This window comes from Neomelitea salexigens DSM 19753, assembly GCF_000422345.1.
Lineage (GTDB): Bacteria > Pseudomonadota > Gammaproteobacteria > Pseudomonadales > Spongiibacteraceae > Spongiibacter > Spongiibacter marinus_A.
Genome location: NZ_AULP01000003.1, coordinates 40,087 through 57,478, shown reverse-complemented (window position 1 = coordinate 57,478; position 17,392 = coordinate 40,087). Strand labels below are relative to the sequence as shown.

Below are 17,392 nucleotides of genomic sequence, written 5' to 3'. Positions count from 1 at the left end.
CACGACGAATGCACATTGCCGTATGGATCTTATTGGTGCTAAGCCAACCACTGTTGGCGCTGGAGAGTAGTGCTTTCAGCAAAGCCGGTGAACCCCAGGCAAGCCCTACGGCAGTGGCGATGCACCACTTGGCAAATGCCAACTGCTGCACTCAGCCCGATCAGCAAATGGATTGTGAAGGCCACCAGCATTGCCAATCCGCGGGGGAACCGTCGGCCCACCACTCAGGCGATCATGCTGCACTCGATCACAGCCGTTGCTGCGAACAACACTGCGACTGCGCCAATAGCAGCTGCGGGCCCAGCCTGCTCAGCCAACTGTTATTAGCCGTTGCAACATCGCGCGACGGTATGATCAACAGCGCCGCCGCTGCTTCAGCAAAACGTTACAACGAGCGCCTGTTACGTCCGCCTATTGCCGCGTAATCACTCCTTAATAGCGCGGCAGAATGTACCTTGCCGCTTGTGATTATCGACTTTATAGGACGTTTCCAATGACATTTCGCACAACTATTTTGGCGGGCTTTACAGTAGCGAGCCTAAGCATTTTAGGCAGCCCCTTACACGCACAATCAGCAAAGGCTGAACTCACCGTTTATAAATCCCCTCAGTGCGGCTGCTGCACAAAGTGGGCTGACCATATGGATGAGAACGGCTTTGACAGCACGGCGATAAATCGTCACGACATGGCCACACTAAAGGCCAGCCTCGACGTTCCCAGAGAGCTCCAGTCCTGCCATACCGGTCAAGTGAAAGACTATGTGTTCGAGGGGCATATACCCGCCGACGTAGTAAAACGCTTTCTTGAAAATCCCCCAGAGGATGCCTACGGCCTCGCCGTGCCGGGCATGCCAATCGGCAGCCCCGGCATGGAAATGGGCGCGCGCCACCAAGACTACGATGTCATTTTGCTAAAACGCAGCGGCAAGCACGAGGTGTATACCCGCGTTAGTCAGCACAGCGCGCCGTAGGAGAGCAACAATGAAGCGTGAATATCCACCGGCCAGTATCCCGCGCCGGCGCTTTGTCACGGGCGCAGCAAGCGTTATTGCCCTGACAGGCCTTACAGGCTGCGCGAGTCAGGCACCTCATCAGCAGGCAGAACGACGCCCTGGCGCAGAATTACGTGGCAATCGCTTTGACCTGCACATTGACTATCTACCGGTAAACATCACGGGGCTAGACAGCCTGGCAACAGCGGTCAATGGCAGTGTGCCCGCCCCGACCCTGCGCTGGAAAGAAGGTGAGGAAGTGCATATCCGCGTACACAATCACCTGCCACATACCAGCTCAATACACTGGCATGGTTTGATTTTGCCAACGGATATGGACGGCGTTCCCGGGCTGAGCTTTGCCGGTATTCCGCCCGGCGGCCACTACGATTACCGATTCCAGGTAAAGCAGAGCGGCACCTACTGGTACCACAGCCACTCAGGGTTTCAGGAACAAACGGGGCTCTATGGCGCCATTATTATTGACCCTGCAGACGACGACCCGGTCGCCTATGATCGCGAGCACGTCATTGTACTTTCCGACTGGAGCGACGAAGCCCCCGAGGCGCTCTATGCCCGTCTGAAAAAGCAGAGCCATTACTATAATCGGCGCGAACGAACGGCCGTCGATTTGTGGCAAGACATTCGCAGACAAGGCATTGCCGCCACTTGGCGCGACCGCGCCATGTGGAACCGTATGCGCATGAGCGACAGCGACATTGCCGATATCAACGGCATCGCCTACACATTTTTAGTGAATGGGCTCAGCCCAGATGCAAACTGGCTTGGCCAATTCTCCGCCGGCGAACGCCTGCGCTTACGGGTGATTAATGCCGCGGCCATGACCCTGTTCGACGTTCGTATTCCCGGCTTGACGATGACAGTGGTTGCCGCCGATGGGCAAAATATCCAGCCGGTCAGTGTCGATGAATTTCGCATCGCACCGGCAGAGACCTACGATGTGATCATTCAGCCCAGCGCCGATCGCGCTTACACACTGTTTGCGCAGAGCATTGATCGCAGCGGCTATGCGCGGGCAACGCTCAGCCCCAATAAGCAGTGGCAAGCCGAAATCCCTGCGATGGACCACCTCGTGCGGCTCGACCACCGGGATATGGGGATGGCTCACGACAACAGCGCGCACACATCAATGGCGAGCGACACCATGCCGGCGATGCAGCACAAACTGCCCTCCCACGAGGAGCATGCTCACCACGGCCACCACGCGATGATGTCTGAGCCGCTGCCAGATACCACAGCACCTGCTGGCCACGGCAGCAAGCAAACAATCCAGCATGCCGCCACTGAATTTGGTGTAGGTGTGGACATGCGCGCAAGTATGCCTGCCAACGGCCTTTCCGACCCAGGCATTGGCCTGCGCGAGCACGCCCAACGCTATGGCAGAAAGGTTCTGCGCTACAGTGACCTGTTCGGCCTTCACCCCACCCGCGACCCACGCGACCCGGAGCGAGAGCTGGCAATTCATCTTACCGGCAATATGTCTCGGTACATGTGGTCAATGAACGGTGTTATGTTCGACGACGCAGAGCCGATCATTCTGCGCCACAACGAGCGCCTGCGTTTTGTCGTCGTCAACGACACCATGATGACCCACCCCATTCATCTGCACGGCCTGTGGAGTGAGTTGGAGACCGGCGACAGTGGCTACATCCCGCGCAAGCACACCGTCATTGTGCAACCAGGGTCGCGTATCAGCTACCTCGTTAGCGCCAATGCCATTGGCCGCTGGGCCTATCACTGCCACCTGATGTTTCACATGCCGGGCATGTTTCGCGAGGTTCGCGTAGTGGGAGGCAAGGTATGAAAAAACACTATGTACTGTGCGCCGCGCTAGTGGCGGGCCCCGCATTGGCCGGAGGCAAAGCCGACCCCGTGCTGGCAAAGTTTATGGTCGACGAAGTTGAGCAACGCAGCGACCATCAGCAGGCGTTTAGCCTCCAGGGATGGCTAGGGACTGACCTCAACAAACTCTGGCTAAAGGCTGAACGCGAAGCGCACGATGGCTCCACCGAGGACGCGGAACTTCAGCTTCTGTACAGTCGCGCCATCGCGCCCTATTGGGATCTTCAAGGGGGACTGCGACGAAGCTTCAGTGCGGAGGGTAGCAACGACAGCGTGGTTATCGGCATACAGGGCCTTGCCCCCTACCACGTTGAAGTCGATGCCGCGGTGTTTATCAACGACCAAGCCGAGCTCTCGGCCGAGCTAGAGCTTAGCTACGAACTGAGGCTGACCCAGCGTTGGATTCTGGAACCGGAAATCACACTTGAAGCAGCTGCTCAGGGCGACTCGGAAAGTGGTGCCGGCCTGCGCAGAGAGGAGCATGCCTTAAGGCTCTACTACTATCCGGAGCGGGAATGGGCACCCTATATCGGCGCAGTGTGGCAGCAGCTGTATGGCGACACCGCCGACATTGCGCAACGTCGTGGCACCTCCCGCCAGCAGGAACAGTTTGTGGTAGGAGTGCGCGCCTGGTTCTAAGTAGCGAGCGGTTAACCCGTATACCTGCATGCCATAAAAAAGGCCCGCATTACGCGGGCCAACATAACCTGGAGAGGTTACTCCGTTGCCGAAGACCCAGCCGTGCCGGCGCTGGCGCTTGGCTTAAAACACTGTGATCACGTCCTAGAAGCGCACCATTAACTCTGCACCGTAGCTGCGCGGCTCACCCGCGAGATACTGGTCGAAACCAAAGCCTGCCTGCAGGTTGATCGCATAGCTATCGTATTCCTCATCGGCCAGGTTTTTGCCCCAGACGGAAATACTGTAGCTGTCGTCATTGGCATACCAACTGATGCGGCCGTTGTATAACCAGTAGGCATCCTGGCGAATTTCGCCGTAGCCATAATCGTCGTTGTAGGCGCTGTACCACTGGTCATCCTGGAAGTTGGCATTCACATTGACGCTGAGGTAGCCGTGCTGAGTGACGAGCACATCGTAGTCGGCCGAAATACTAAAGTTGAACTTGGGCGCCGAGATCAACTCGTTGCCCGACAAGTCAACCGTATCGTCCTCGTTAGCGATGGTCTCGGTATTCGCCAAGGTCAGCTCGGTGTACTCCGTATCTAGGTAACCGGCTCCCAGCTGCAAAGTAAGACGCTCCGTCACCCGCGCCCACAGCTCGGCTTCCAAACCCTGAATGGTCGAACCACCGGCATTTTCCAAGAAGTTGGAGATGCCCACCACGTTAATGAACTGCTGATTGGTGTAGTCGTAATGGAAGGCCGCCGCATTCAAGCGCATGCTGTTATCAAATAAATCGGCCTTAAAACCCACTTCGAAGGCGTCGATATACTCTGGCGACGCATAGGCAGTTTCCAGTGGTCGCTCGATGTAATAGGCACCGCCGTTAAAGCTGCCGCTGCGATAGCCTCGGCTCGCACTGGCATAGACCATCAACTCGTCGCTGAGTCGGTAATCCAGCCCCACTTTGCCCGTCCACTCCCTCTCGGTGGTATCCAGCTCGGGTGCCGAATCCAGGGTGTAAGGGCCATGGGTATAGCCGGTCTGAGTTATCTGCAGTAACTCCAGCGGATTTTGTAACAAGCTCTGAATATCACTCACGGTAAGCGGCAGAGTGATCCACGCATTATCAACGCCGGTGGTATTGCCGGGTACATAGCTACCGCGCGGGGTGCCGTCGTTGGCCAGGCGCGAGATATTCAAATAACTCAGCGTGTTCTTGTCCTGGGTGTAACGCAGGCCGATATCCATGCCAAAGTTCGCACTAAAGTCGAAACGCATTTGGCTGTATACCGCGGCGCTGCTCTTTTCCGTTGCCAGGCGTTGGTCCAGCTTACCGAAGTCGATCAAGTAGGGAAAAATGGGAATGGTATCTGGCTTCGCTAAGCCCACTCGCAGGTCGGGAATCTGATTGAAAATATCGTAGATATTGTTCATGTACAGATCTTCCTGACCGTAGAAGACCCCAGCGATAATGTTGAACATGCCATCGAAATTCGAGGTAAAACGTAAATCCTGGCTGTAGCTAATGGAGTCAGAGGCCCAGGTTATTTCCAGCAGGCCATTGGGGCTACCGTCGGTGTCGGCCTTTTGATAATAATCGGCGTCGAGGTAGGAGCTGACCGAGGTCAGGCTATAGTTGTCGGCGTTGTAATTAACCGTAAGCACGGCCAAGTCGGTGTTAGTGACCAGCGCTCCGGCGTTGTTCACCTCACTCTCATGGAAGTCCAAGCCACGGCTGGGGCGTGAATAACCGGTGTAATCAATAAAGCCATTGGAGTCGCCCTCTAGCCCCGTACCTCTTAGATCGGTGCGCGGTTCATTGCGCGGCGGCGTGCTGATCGCATCGTTATTCGAGGTGGTGTATTTCAGTACCGCGTCCCAGGCATCGTTAATACGCCAGTTTAAGGCCAGGCGCGCGCCCTTAAAGTCGGTTTGCGCGGCATTCTCATCTTTGCCGCGCACCTCAACGTAACCGTCATTTTTCTTAATACTGCCAGCCAGGCGACCAGCCAACACACCGGGAATCAGCTCAGACTCGGCTGCGGCCTCGACCGTTGTCGCGTTGTAACTGCCCGCGCCAAGTTTCAGGAAGCCACTCGCTGGCTCATCAAAGCCCGGTGTGCGGGTAATAATATTGATGGCACCACCAGTGGTGTTCTTCCCGTAAAGCGTGCCCTGTGGGCCGCGCAAAACCTCGAGGCGCTCAACATCAAAAAAGTTTGCCCCGTGGCTGTATACCGGGCCGAGATAGGCCTCATCAACATAGACGCCAATTGGGCTCGCCTGATTGGAACTGTAGTCAGACATGCTGACCCCGCGAATGGAGAAGATCGGCTGAACATCACCATAGGGGCCACTGACCTGCATATTCGGCACCTGGGCCGAGACGTCATTGGCGTTTTCAAAGCCCAGTTTATCCAACTGATCCCCACCCAGCCCGGTGACGGCCACGGGAATATCTTGAGCACTCTGAGAACGTTTTTGCGCCGTGACCAACACTTCTTCAAGTGCCGGTGCGCCGTGGGCCGTTAACGATACCGTCAGCGCGGCGGTCACTGCACTGCGCATCGCCACTACCGAACCACGGTGGGCAAGCCTTTTCTTCTGATCGCGGGACATGAACCACTCCTTACTCATCCGGCTGTGCGCCGGTTATTGCTTATTATCAATTGCCGTCATTGGCGATGTTTGTTGACGACATCGCCCGGCAGCAGTGACGAAAGTCTACAGTACAAATAATTGATATTTTCGGACATTTATCCCAATCCTCGGACATATTTAGCAAATTGAGCGCCAGGTTCTGCAACTCTGCAGGGCAATGCCGTTGCACAAACGAGAACGATTAGCGATACTCGATTTATAATTTCGGACATAACAACAGATGGGTTGAGTGATGCAAAACTGGGACTTCTGCCGCAGTGTAATGAGCGCGCAAATTCTGGTGTCATTGGGAGAAGAGCTAGGCGCCCCCATACACGCCCTGCTTCACAATAGCGGCCTAAGCCAAACCCACCTCAACAACCCTGAAACGGTGGTTGAGGCTCAGAGTGAACTTGCCGTTATCCGCAACCTGCTGGCAGCATTGCCGCCCATCGAAGGCTTAGGCCTGACGGCGGGGCAGCGCTACCAACTGTCTGCCTACGGCATATGGGGCTTTGCCATCGCCAGCAGCCCTACACCGAGAAAAGCCATTGAGTTGGCGCGCAACTATCAGGAACTTACCTTTGTTTTTGCCGGTTTTACCATTGCAACTCACGGCGATAAAACGTGCATCATCTTCGACGACAGCGACGTTCCAGAAGATGTTCGCCTGTTCTGCCTAGAGCGCGAAATGGCCGCCGCCGCGGTTATTATGCGCGAGCTGCTGGGCAGTGATTTTCAGCCCGACAGAGTATGCTTTCGCCACCCGCGCCCACCTTATGTCGAGCGCTACCACGACAGCTTCGGTGGGCCGGTTGAATTTAACGCCGAATACAATGCCCTGGAGTTTCCCAATTCCTTATTGGATATCCCGCGCACTGTCGGCAATGAAAACACCGCGAATCTACTGGCCAAACAATGTGGTGAGCTGCTCGCCAGCCGCAGTGCTCGACGCGGCCTCTCGGGAAAGGTCAGGGAGTTACTGTTGCGTCAGCGACCCATGGAAATGGACATGGAGGCGGTGGCAAGCAGCCTGCACATGACCTCCCGCACCCTGCGCCGTAAACTGGATGCCGAAGGCAGTTCATTTCGCCAACTCAGCGACGAGATCCGCCTAACACTGGCAGAAGAGCTACTGCGCAGCACGCCCTTGAGTATTGAACAAATCGCCGAGCGCTTGTCCTACGCCGATGCGTCCAGCTTTTCGCAGGCTTTCAAACGCATGACCGGCAATACCCCCGGCGCCTTTCGCAAGACTCACCAACGCCGCTAGGCCAGTGAGGAAAGAAACTGCTGGTAGCACTTGGCACTGGCTGCGGGGCGCTCCAGCATCGGCAAGTGACCCGTTTGTTCCATAATGGTAACGCTCGCGTGGGGCAACATGGGTCGCATCACCTCCACGCTACTGACGTCGAGCACCCTGTCCTGACGCCCCCAGATTACCAGTGCGGGCAAAGACAAGGCAGGCAGTACCGCATCGAGCCCACCGTATATTTCCTGTTGGTACTGACGAAAAATAGCGGCGATACATTCTCGGCGCGCCATCGCCGCTCTGGCCATATAATTGCGAACCAACCTGGGGAGAAAGGGCTGCTTCTCACACACGAGGGCTAAGAGTCGATCAAAGTCTGACTCCGACGACACCAGCAAGGGGTTGATCCCTTTCTGCAGGTCACGCTCCATATCGCAGAGCTCAGGCGCCTTAATGCCACCATTATTAAACAAGCAAATACTGCGCAACTGCTGCGGATAGCGCTGGGCGTATACCGCCGTTAGGTGCCCGCCCATCGAGCTGCCTGCCATGTGACAGCGACCGACGCCGAGCGCTGACAAAAGCCCTCTCAATCGCTCAGCCTGGGCTGCCATACTGTAGTCCAAGCCCTTGCGGCAGGGGTTTTCACCAAAACCCGGCAGATCCACGGCAATTACGTGGTAATTCGCGCGCAGCCGACCGGCGAAACGCGTCCAGTTGTCTTTGTCGGCGCCAAAGCCATGCAGCAATACAATCGTTTCGCGCTTCCCCAGGCCACCCTCGAGATAGTGCCAAGGCTGTTCACCCACCATGCAAAACTTTGCTCGCAGGCCACAGCGCCAGCGATCAGCAGCCAGCGCTGCACGCGCCAAGTGATCACTCACCATCGAACTTCTCCCCGTCTAGTTGATCGACGACGCATGGCTTTCTGCCATATGCGCTGCGCTGGCGGGGCTGAACTGGTAATCATCGGGCGTAAAACGCCGGTGCATCGCCCGAAAACGAAAGGTGAAATCCGGCCACAGCTGAGTGATTTTGCCACTGCGGTGCTTATACCAGCTATCGCAGCCCGTGGCCCATATTGAGGTATCAAGCCGCTTGTGCAGCGTGCGGTTGAACTGCTTCTGCACCGCCTCGCGCACTTCAACTTCCACACAGTGGCGCTGCTCGCATTCGTCTAACAGGCGGCTAATAGCCCGTATTTGCGTTTCGATCATGTACACCATGGAGCTATGTCCCAGCGTCACGTTCGGCCCGACGATTAACATCAGGTTGGGAAAGCCGTTAACCGTTGTGCCCAAATACGCTTCTTCACCATCGCGCCATGCCTCTGCCAGGGACTGGCCACCGCGACCGTGAATGATCTGGGCAATGGGGTTTTCGGTGGCATAGAAGCCCGTGCCGAAAATAATACAATCCACCTCGCGCTCGGTGCCGTTGGCATCGACGATACTGTGCTCGCGAATCTCCTGTATGCCATCGCTCAACAAGCTGACGTTCGGCCGCTGCAGGGCTGGATACCAGTCATTAGAGATCAGCACACGCTTACAGCCCACCGGGTAGCTAGGCGTGACTCGCTCGCGCAGCGCCGGGCTTTTTACCTGGCTACGTATGTGCTGCAGTGCCATGCGCTCATACAGTTTCATTAGCGAGGGGTGCAGCACCATTCCCAGGATGCGGGTTTCGTTGTGGCAATAAATCTTGCTGCGCAGTGCCAGGCGGACGCCCGGCAAGTAGCGAAAGGCCGCCTTTTCCAATTCACTGTATGGCCGGTCTTTGCGGGGAATAATCCAGTTCGGTGTGCGTTGGTAAACATCGAGTTGCGCGGGCTGATCGGCAATTTCCGGCACAAATTGGATGGCCGACGCGCCGGTGCCAATCACCGCCACCCGTTTACCCCGTAAGTCATAGCTGTGATCCCAGTTTGCCGAGTGAAAACACTTCCCGGCAAAGCGCTCCACCCCCGGAATATCCGGCAGACGCGGCTCGGCCAACCCGCCGTTGCCGCTGATCAGCATGCCGACATTGTAATGCCCACCGGTGGTCTCCAGCTGCCAGCGCTGGCTGTGCTCACAGTAATGGGCAGCGTTGAGTTGGTGGCCAAATCGAATATGAGGCAGCAAATCCCACTTTTCCGCCACCTCGCGCAGGTAGCGCTTTAACTCTGGCTGAGTGGGATATACCCGCGACCAGTCACAGTTGGGTTCGAATGAAAAAGAGTAAAGATGAGAAGGCACATCGCAGGCGGCGCCGGGGTAGTGATTATCTCGCCAGGTACCGCCGACATCCTCGGCTCGCTCAAGGATGATGAAGTCTTCGCGACCCTTTTTTTTCAACTCTATCGCCATACCCAAGCCGGCAAATCCAGTGCCGACGATGGCGTAACTGTAACGTGTTGCAGAAGAACCGCTTGATGGCGCGAGCGACGGTGCAGCAGATGGCATAGGCGTTACCTGTTATTTGTTTTATGAACTACCGCCAAGCTTAGGGGCCGCTGGCCCTTCACCCAATGTCTGTGAAGGACACATCATTTAGTTATTCGGACAGGCGCAGACTGCGCTGCCATTACCGCAATTGCGCGATAAACCCTTCCGACTCCGCAATAGCAGCCTCCATGGTTGCAATTAATGCGGTGACGTCGCGGTCGATGGTGGCCAACTCACCCTTGATGGCAGAGATCGCCGAAGCGTTGAGGTTGTGCTTCAAATACAGCACATTGTCTTGCAGGTTATCTAATACGGGCGCCAGGCTTTTCTCTGAACGTCGCAGACTTTTGCGCAAGCGGTTATAGCGATTTTTGGTGTCGCGAAGTTTAGCCGCACTGTCATCGCGCAGGCGCGCATTGCTATACAGCGAGAGCTCGTCCTCCCATTCCTCAAACAGGGCTTCAGCCACACTTTCCACCGCATCGATGCGGTCGCGAATGTCGTCTGCTGCCGCGCGACTGTCTTCAAAGCTGGCATTGAGGCGATCGTAAAGTTTCTCTAGGTCGCCGCCGTCAAAACTGACCACGGAGCGAAACTCACCCAAGGCATCGCGGAATTGCTCCTGAGCCTCGCGCTGCGATTCCGTTGCCTCTTCAACGCGATCAACCAAAATGTCTCGTTTGTGTATACCCACCTTCTCCATGGCGTTGTAATAGGTGGATTCACAGGCGACAAGAAGCAGTGCAGCAATGACAAGAAAAAAGCGCTTAGCGACCATAGGACATTCCAGTTAGTGGGCGGAGAACAGACCTTGTGTTGTGTAGTGTAATGCTCTGAGCAAAAGCATAGCGCCCCACCGCGCTGCGCACAAATCGCATTGCGCACAACTCCACAACGGCGACTATAGTTAGACGCAAAGCGATAAAGCCTTATCTTATTTATGCATTGGAGGGCGCGAATGCCAACAGAACTGGCCAAACAAGATATCACCATCCTGCGCATTCTTCAGCGCGACGCCAGCAAGACATCCAGTGAGATTGCCGAAACCCTCAACATGTCCCAGTCGCCCTGCTGGCGGCGGATCAACCGGATAGAGCAAGCCGGGATTGTGCGTAAAAAAGTCGCCATCCTCGACCGCGAAAAACTGGGTATGGAGTTAGTGGTTTTCACCACGGTAAACCTGAGCATTACCGGGCGGCAGCAGCTTGAAGAGTTTGAGTCGTCGGTGAGCGATTTCCCCGAAGTCGTCGAATGCTACACGATGACCGGCGTGTGGGATTATATGTTGAAGATTATCACCCGCGATATTGGCCACTACGAAAGCTTTGTTCGTGAGCGCCTGCTGAGCCTGCCGATGATCGGCGAAACGCACTCGCACATCGCGGTAACAGAAATCAAAAACACAACCGAGCTTCCGTTAGAAACTCAGCTGTGAGTCACTGGCCGTGCGGCAGCCATTTGCTTCAACGGCCGTCGTCGCGCAGAAAGTCCGCCACGCAAAAGGCAAGTTCGAGCACTTGGTCGGCATTTAAACGCGGATCACACTGAGTTTGGTAGCACTTATCCAAGTCCGACTCGGACAGCCGGTACGCCCCGCCCGTACACTCGGTCACATGCTGACCAGTCATCTCCAAATGAATACCGCCGGGGTGCTGCTGCTCACTACGCAACACAGCAAAGAAGTGGCGAATTTCCTCCAGAATGCGATCAAAGGAACGTGTTTTGTAGCCATTACCCGCCTTCACGGTATTGCCGTGCATGGGGTCACAGGACCACACCACGCTGCGCCCCTCTTGCTGCACTCGCCGCGCCAACGCCGGTAGACGCTCAGCCAATACGTCGGCGCCCATGCGGGTAATTAGGGTTAGGCGACCGGGAATATTTTCCGGGTTCAAGGCGTCGATTAAGGCGATCAACTCGTTGCCGGTCATCGACGGGCCGACCTTTACGCCAACCGGGTTTTTCAGGCCGCGAAAGAACTCGATATGAGCGCCATCGAGCTGACGAGTGCGCTCACCGATCCACAACATATGTGCCGAGCAATCGTAGAATTCGCCGGTTAAATGGTCCTGGCGAGTCAGGGCCTCCTCGTAATTGAGGAGCAACGCTTCGTGGGAAGTATACAGCTGCGTTTCACGTAGCGTGGGGGTATTGTCGCTATTGATGCCACACACCTCCATAAACGCCAGTGCATCTTGAATGCTGTGCGCCAAGGCCTGATAGCGCTCGCGCAGCGGATTGCCATCCAAGAAGCTGAGGTTCCATTGATTAACCTGGTGTAAATCAGCCAAGCCGCCGGTGGCAAAGGCCCGCAGCAAATTCAACGTGGAAGTGGACTGGTGATAGGCTTGCAGCATTCGCTGCGGGTCGGGCGCTCGGGCCGCCGCATCAAACTCGGGCGAGTTGATGATGTCACCGCGATAACTGGGAAGCACCACGGCGTCGCGCTCTTCTGTTTCTGCCGAGCGCGGTTTGGCAAACTGCCCCGCCATGCGGCCCACTTTCACCACGGGTAAACGCCCCGCATAGGTAAGCACGATGGCCATCTGCATCAACACTTTGAAGGTATCGCGGATATTGTTCGCCGAAAAGTCACCAAAACTTTCAGCGCAGTCGCCGCCCTGAAGCAAAAACGCACGCCCCTCGGCAACTTCAGCCAACTGGCTGTGTAAGGCGCGGGCCTCAGCGGCAAACACCAGCGGCGGCTTTGCGGCTAGACTTTGCTCCACTGCGCTTAGTACAGCAGCGTCGCCATACCTCGGCTGTTGCAAGGCGGTCTTATTTCTCCAGCTATCTGGGCTCCACGTTGTCACCTATTCCCTCCTTCAGTTCTCTGTTGCGGCTTGCCTACCCTGTGCCAACAATACCTCTTCAGCCATCGCTTCGGCCACCACATGAGGCGGGCACAATTGCTGCGCCGCGCGTTTGAAGATCAACCCCAGCTTGTCGCCAATGCCCTCGATATGCTGCAACAGGGTCGACTCTGCATCGGCTGACAACGCCCCGCCGTGCTGGCGCTGATGGTAGACCGCAATAATCCCCCCGGCATTAATAACAAAATCCGGCACGTATAAGACACCGCGATCGGCAAGCTGCTGCGCCTGAGCCGGTGTTGCCAGCTGATTATTGGCGGCACCGGCAATAATCGATGCCCTCAGCTGTTGCACCGTTTTCGCATTTAGCACCGCCCCCATTGCGCAGGGCGCCAAAACATCAACAGGCTGACTCAATATGCTTGCTGGCTCGACCACTACCGCCCCAAGTGCCTGCAACGGTGTCAGTAATGCCGGATTCACATCGGCAACCAGTACGGTTGCGCCTTCTCCGATTAACCGCCTCGCGAGGTGGCTGCCAACGGCCCCCGCTCCCTGAATTGCCACCCTCACACCATCGAGGTTATCGCTGCCGCGTTGCTGTTGCAGTGCCGCGCGCAAACCGCAGTAAACACCGTAAGCGGTGTATGGCGACGGGTCGCCGCCACCGTGGCTGTCGAGCCCGGAAACATAGCAGGTGTGTTTGGCTATTTGCGCCATGTCGGCCACCGTGGTGCCGGAGTCTTCAGCCGTGACATAGCGGCCGCCCAAACTATCAATAAAACCGGCCATTGCCTCAAGTAGCGCGGCATTTTTTTCGCGCGAGGGGTCACCAATAATCACCGCTTTGCCACCACCTATTGGTAGCCCGGCAAGCGCAGATTTATAGGTCATACCACGCGACAGCCGCAGCACATCGTCAAGCGCCGCCGCATCATCAGTGTAGGGGTACATTCGCAAACCGCCCACCGCAGGACCAAGTTGGCTGCTGTGCACAGCAATAATTGCCCGCAAGCCCGTGGAGCGATCTTCACAGAAAGCGACAAGCTCGTGTTGATCAAAAGAGGGAGCACTAAACACTGTCATAACCGACACCTTTTATGCTTGATTCCTGGCGCTCGCCAGCTCGACAAAGGGCAACGCATCGCCGCGAAATTTCGCCAACAGCGCCTTGCGAGCCACCGTATAACGTTCAACGCTCGCCAACTTCACGTGACCAAAGCCCCTGACTTTGTCGAGGCTCTTAACCAGCTCTAGCGCGTAGTCTCTGTTTTCGAAAGTTAACTGCGCGGAGATATCAGCGAGATCCCCGAGAAATTGCTCGCATAATTCTCGCTCCCTGCGCCGCTCCGCCGTGTAGGAAAAAATATCCCATCGGCTTCCTCGCAGCCCCTTGGCCGCGGCGAGTAGTTTAAACGCCGGTAGACACCAACCGGGCAAGCGGCGCTTTTTGGGCTCGCCAGTATTCGGGTCTACACGACTTAGCAAGGGCGGGGCCATATGAAACTGCAAAGTGAAATCCCCTTCGAACTGCTCGCGCAGTTGCCGCATAAAGTCTCCGTTAGTAAATAAGCGGGCAACCTCATATTCATCTTTATATGCCATGACATGGTAGAGCGTCCGTGCCGCCGCGATACTCAGCGACAACGTCTGGTCACCCACCACCGCGCGTTCACTATCGGCAAGCTGCGTTATCGCGTCGCGGTAACGCTGGGCATAGCTGGCGTTTTGATAATCACAAAGCTGGCCGTAACGGTGCTCAACTATCTGGTCCAGGTCAGACAGTGGTTGCCAGTGCTCTGCTGCCAGGCCACTGGCCCGTCGCACAGCCAACTCGTCGAGTGCCGCCCTGCGCCCCCAGCGGAATGCCCGCTGATTGAATTCCACGGCAACATCGTTCAACTCAATCGCCGCGTCTACCGCCTCGCTGGAAACGGGAATTAAACCGCGTTGAAAGGCGTAGCCGAGCATAAAGAAATTACTGGCGACGGCATCTCCCATCAGGTGAGTGGCCATGACAGTTGATTCAATAAAGTGGACCTTGCCGGCGCCGACCTCTTCTTCAATAATTTGCTTCATTTCACAGGCAGGAAAGGCCGCGTCGGGGTCGAATATCGAGGCCGATGTTGGCGCCTCGCTATCGTTAATCACCGCATGCGAGCGCTCGATATTCACCTTCGCCATCGCCTCGTCGCTGGCACTCACTACCAAGTCGCAGCCCAACAAAAGGTCGGCGTCACCCGCGGGAATACGCACCGCATTGATATCGTCCTGACGGCGGGCGATGCGCAAATGGCTTACGACTGGTCCAAATTTTTGCGCCAGCCCCGTCTGGTTCATCGTCGCGCAGCCCTTGCCTTCAATATGCGCCGCCATCGCCAATACCGCGGTAACGGTAAGCACCCCAGTACCACCAATGCCTGTAACGACAATATTCCAAGGTTGCTCAAGAGTGTGGGCTGTTGGCTCCGGTAGCGCGGCAAAGTCATCCTCTGCTGTTGCTGTGCTCTGCCTTAAACGGCCGCCGATCACCGAGACAAAGCTGGGGCAAAACCCCTTCACGCAGGAGTAGTCTTTGTTGCAGGCGCTTTGATCAATCTCGCGCTTGCGACCCAGCTCCGTTTCTACCGGCACCACCGATAGACAATTGGATTTTTTCGCGCAGTCACCACAGCCTTCACATACCGCCTGATTGATGACGACGCGGCGATTGGGATCATCCAACAACCCACGTTTGCGCCGCCGGCGTTTTTCCGCCGCGCAGGTTTGCTCGTAGATCAATACGCTGCAACCTTTTACCCGGCGCAGCATTTCCTGCACCGCCAGCACCGCATCGCGGTGGTGAATACTCAGTCCGCCGGTCTCGGCAAGGGTGTGCTTTTCCGGTTGGTCAGACACCAGCGCGATGCGCTCAACGCCCTCTCCGCGCAACTGTAAAATAATTTGTTCCACACTGAGCTGACCGTCTACCGGCTGGCCGCCGGTCATTGCCACGGCATCGTTATAGAGCAGTTTATAAGTGATATTCACACCGGCAGCGATGGCCTGCCTGATCGCTAAAATTCCCGAGTGGAAATACGTTCCGTCACCGAGGTTTTGGAAAACATGCTCAGTGTCGGTGAAGGCGGCCTGCCCGATCCATGTCACACCCTCGCCGCCCATTTGCGTAAACGTTTGCGCGGGGCGGCTTTCCATAAACGTGCTCATGTAGTGGCAGCCAATGCCTCCCATGGCAATGCTGCCCTCCGGCACTTGTGTAGAGGTATTGTGGGGGCAGCCTGAGCAGTAATGGGGTTTGCGATCAATCTTGTTGCGTTTGCTCGCCAGCGACTGCTCCTTCTGCTGGTAAAAACTCAGGCGTTTCTCAATGTCTTCACTCTGATAAAAACGGCGGATCCTCGCCGCAATAGCCCGGGCCACCATTGCCGGAGTGAGCTCGGACACATTGGGCAGCAGGTCTGCGCCGTGCTCATCAAATTCACCGATCACCCGCGGCCGCTTATCGACGGCCCAGTTGTAGAGCTGACCTGTGAGCTGGTCTTCGATGATCGAGCGCTTCTCCTCGACGACCAGAATCTCTTCCAGGCCACTGGCAAACTCGTGAGTAAGCACTGGCTCCAGTGGCCACGGCATCCCCACTTTGTATACACGCAAACCGATCGCGGCGGCGCTGTCGTGATCGATACCCAAATCCTCCAGCGCCTGCATAACATCGAGGTAGGCTTTACCGCTGGTGATAATGCCCAAACGCGGCTTGGGGCTATCAATAACAATGCGGTTGATATGGTTTGCCAAGGCAAAGGCGCGGGCCGCATAAATTTTGTATTTATTCAGCCGGCGCTCCTGATCCAGGGGTGTGTCGGGCCAACGCAGGTGGACACCGTCAGCGGGCAAAACAAAGTCCTCGGGCAACACGATATTGATGCGATGCGGGTCTATCTCAGCTGAGATCGCCGAATCCATATTTTCGGTGATCGCTTTTAAAGCCACCCAGCTACCGCAGTAACGCGACAACTCCCAACCGAAGACACCGAGATCTAACACTTCCTGCACATTTGCCGGGGCCAGCACCGGAATCGAGGCACCGATAAACATATGCTCCGACTGATGGGGCAGCGTGGACGACTTGGCCGCGTGGTCATCCCCCGCCACCGCGAGTACACCGCCGTATTGGCTGGTGCCGGCAGCATTGGCATGTTTGATGACATCCATGCTGCGGTCGACACCCGGCCCCTTGCCGTACCACATGCCGAACACGCCGTCGTACTTTGCATGGCCGTGTAGCCCGAGCTGCTGGCTGCCCCAAACGGCGGTTGCCGCTAAGTCCTCGTTGATGCCCGGTACAAACTTGATATGGTGGCGGTCCAGGTAATCCTGAGCCTGCCACAGCGTTTGATCCAGCGTGCCCAGTGGCGAGCCACGATAGCCCGAAATGAAACCTGCAGTATTCAGGCCTCGCTCCTGGTCGCGCTGATGCTGAAGAATGGGTAAACGCACCAAGGCCTCTATCCCGGTGAGATAAGCCCTGGTCGTGTCCAATGCGTATTTGTCTGCCAGCGATACTTTGCGCAGTGCCATGCTGCTACCTGCCTGTTATTGTTTTGACATGGACTAATAATAGGCAGCCGAACGCGAATTTTTTATTTTATTCAGACAGGGTAAACGCAGATAGCGGTCTAATTTAGACCCAAATATAAGCAATGCAAAAAAAAAGCCCGCTTGCGCGGACTGAGTGATTAGGGCCGGTTATTGTTTAATTCACAATATTGCCCAAGTTCAACAA

General features: G+C 56.3%; 13 protein-coding genes. 6 read left to right on the top strand and 7 right to left on the bottom strand.

Annotated elements, in window-relative coordinates; translation table 11 throughout:
- Positions 1-8 precede the first annotated feature (8 nt).
- From H573_RS0106190 to H573_RS0106175, 4 genes are all read left to right on the top strand, one after another.
- Positions 9-425 (top strand): hypothetical protein, encoded by a 417-nt coding sequence (locus H573_RS0106190; protein ID WP_027873505.1) that lies wholly within the window; start codon positions 9-11, stop codon positions 423-425.
- A gap of 68 nt (positions 426-493) precedes the next feature.
- Complete coding sequence (locus H573_RS17245) at positions 494-970, top strand: DUF411 domain-containing protein (RefSeq protein WP_036255967.1); 477 nt, start codon at positions 494-496, stop codon at positions 968-970.
- Between the two features lie 10 nt (positions 971-980).
- Entirely contained in the window at positions 981-2,816 is a 1,836-nt protein-coding gene (locus H573_RS0106180) for a copper resistance system multicopper oxidase (protein WP_027873504.1), read from the top strand.
- Complete coding sequence (locus H573_RS0106175; protein WP_027873503.1) at positions 2,813-3,493, top strand: copper resistance protein B; 681 nt, start codon at positions 2,813-2,815, stop codon at positions 3,491-3,493. The genes H573_RS0106180 and H573_RS0106175 overlap by 4 nt, the downstream gene beginning before the upstream one ends.
- Before the next feature lie 144 nt (positions 3,494-3,637).
- Here H573_RS0106175 and H573_RS0106170 read toward each other — a convergent pair whose 3' ends face one another.
- Complete coding sequence (locus H573_RS0106170) at positions 3,638-6,097, bottom strand: TonB-dependent receptor (RefSeq protein WP_084497977.1); 2,460 nt, start codon at positions 6,095-6,097, stop codon at positions 3,638-3,640.
- Between the two features lie 304 nt (positions 6,098-6,401).
- On the opposite strand from H573_RS0106170, the gene H573_RS0106165 reads away from it, so the two are divergent.
- Complete coding sequence (locus H573_RS0106165; protein WP_205618907.1) at positions 6,402-7,391, top strand: AraC family transcriptional regulator; 990 nt, start codon at positions 6,402-6,404, stop codon at positions 7,389-7,391.
- Here H573_RS0106165 and H573_RS17240 read toward each other — a convergent pair.
- The 3 genes from H573_RS17240 to H573_RS0106150 form a co-directional block, all read right to left on the bottom strand.
- Positions 7,388-8,257 (bottom strand): alpha/beta fold hydrolase, encoded by an 870-nt coding sequence (locus H573_RS17240; protein WP_051171053.1) that lies wholly within the window; start codon positions 8,255-8,257, stop codon positions 7,388-7,390. The two genes, H573_RS0106165 and H573_RS17240, sit on opposite strands and share 4 nt — an antisense overlap.
- A 15-nt stretch (positions 8,258-8,272) precedes the next feature.
- Positions 8,273-9,814, bottom strand: a complete 1,542-nt coding sequence (locus H573_RS17235) for a flavin-containing monooxygenase (protein ID WP_084497948.1) — start codon at positions 9,812-9,814, stop codon at positions 8,273-8,275.
- Between the two features lie 121 nt (positions 9,815-9,935).
- Positions 9,936-10,574, bottom strand: a complete 639-nt coding sequence (locus H573_RS0106150; RefSeq protein ID WP_036255965.1) for a DUF2959 domain-containing protein — start codon at positions 10,572-10,574, stop codon at positions 9,936-9,938.
- Positions 10,575-10,754: 180 nt separating this feature from the next.
- Here H573_RS0106150 and H573_RS0106145 point away from each other — a divergent pair, with 180 nt between their 5' ends.
- The gene (locus tag H573_RS0106145; RefSeq protein WP_027873499.1) at positions 10,755-11,231 is read left to right on the top strand and encodes an Lrp/AsnC family transcriptional regulator; all 477 of its coding nucleotides are present in this window, start codon (positions 10,755-10,757) and stop codon (positions 11,229-11,231) included.
- 28 nt (positions 11,232-11,259) lie between these two features.
- Here the strand turns inward: H573_RS0106145 and H573_RS0106140 are convergent, their stop codons facing one another.
- Genes H573_RS0106140 through H573_RS0106130 form a run of 3 tightly spaced genes read right to left on the bottom strand, consistent with a single transcriptional unit; the run spans position 11,260 to position 17,187 of the window.
- On the bottom strand, positions 11,260-12,609 hold the full coding sequence (locus tag H573_RS0106140; RefSeq protein ID WP_027873498.1) for a class II 3-deoxy-7-phosphoheptulonate synthase: 1,350 nt from the start codon (positions 12,607-12,609) through the stop codon (positions 11,260-11,262).
- A gap of 12 nt (positions 12,610-12,621) precedes the next feature.
- Positions 12,622-13,695, bottom strand: coding sequence for a Glu/Leu/Phe/Val family dehydrogenase (locus H573_RS0106135; RefSeq protein ID WP_036255963.1), 1,074 nt, complete (start codon positions 13,693-13,695; stop codon positions 12,622-12,624).
- A gap of 12 nt (positions 13,696-13,707) precedes the next feature.
- Positions 13,708-17,187: an indolepyruvate ferredoxin oxidoreductase family protein gene (locus H573_RS0106130; protein WP_027873496.1), complete on the bottom strand. Its 3,480-nt coding sequence runs from the start codon at positions 17,185-17,187 to the stop codon at positions 13,708-13,710.
- Between the last annotated feature and the right edge of the window lie 205 nt (positions 17,188-17,392).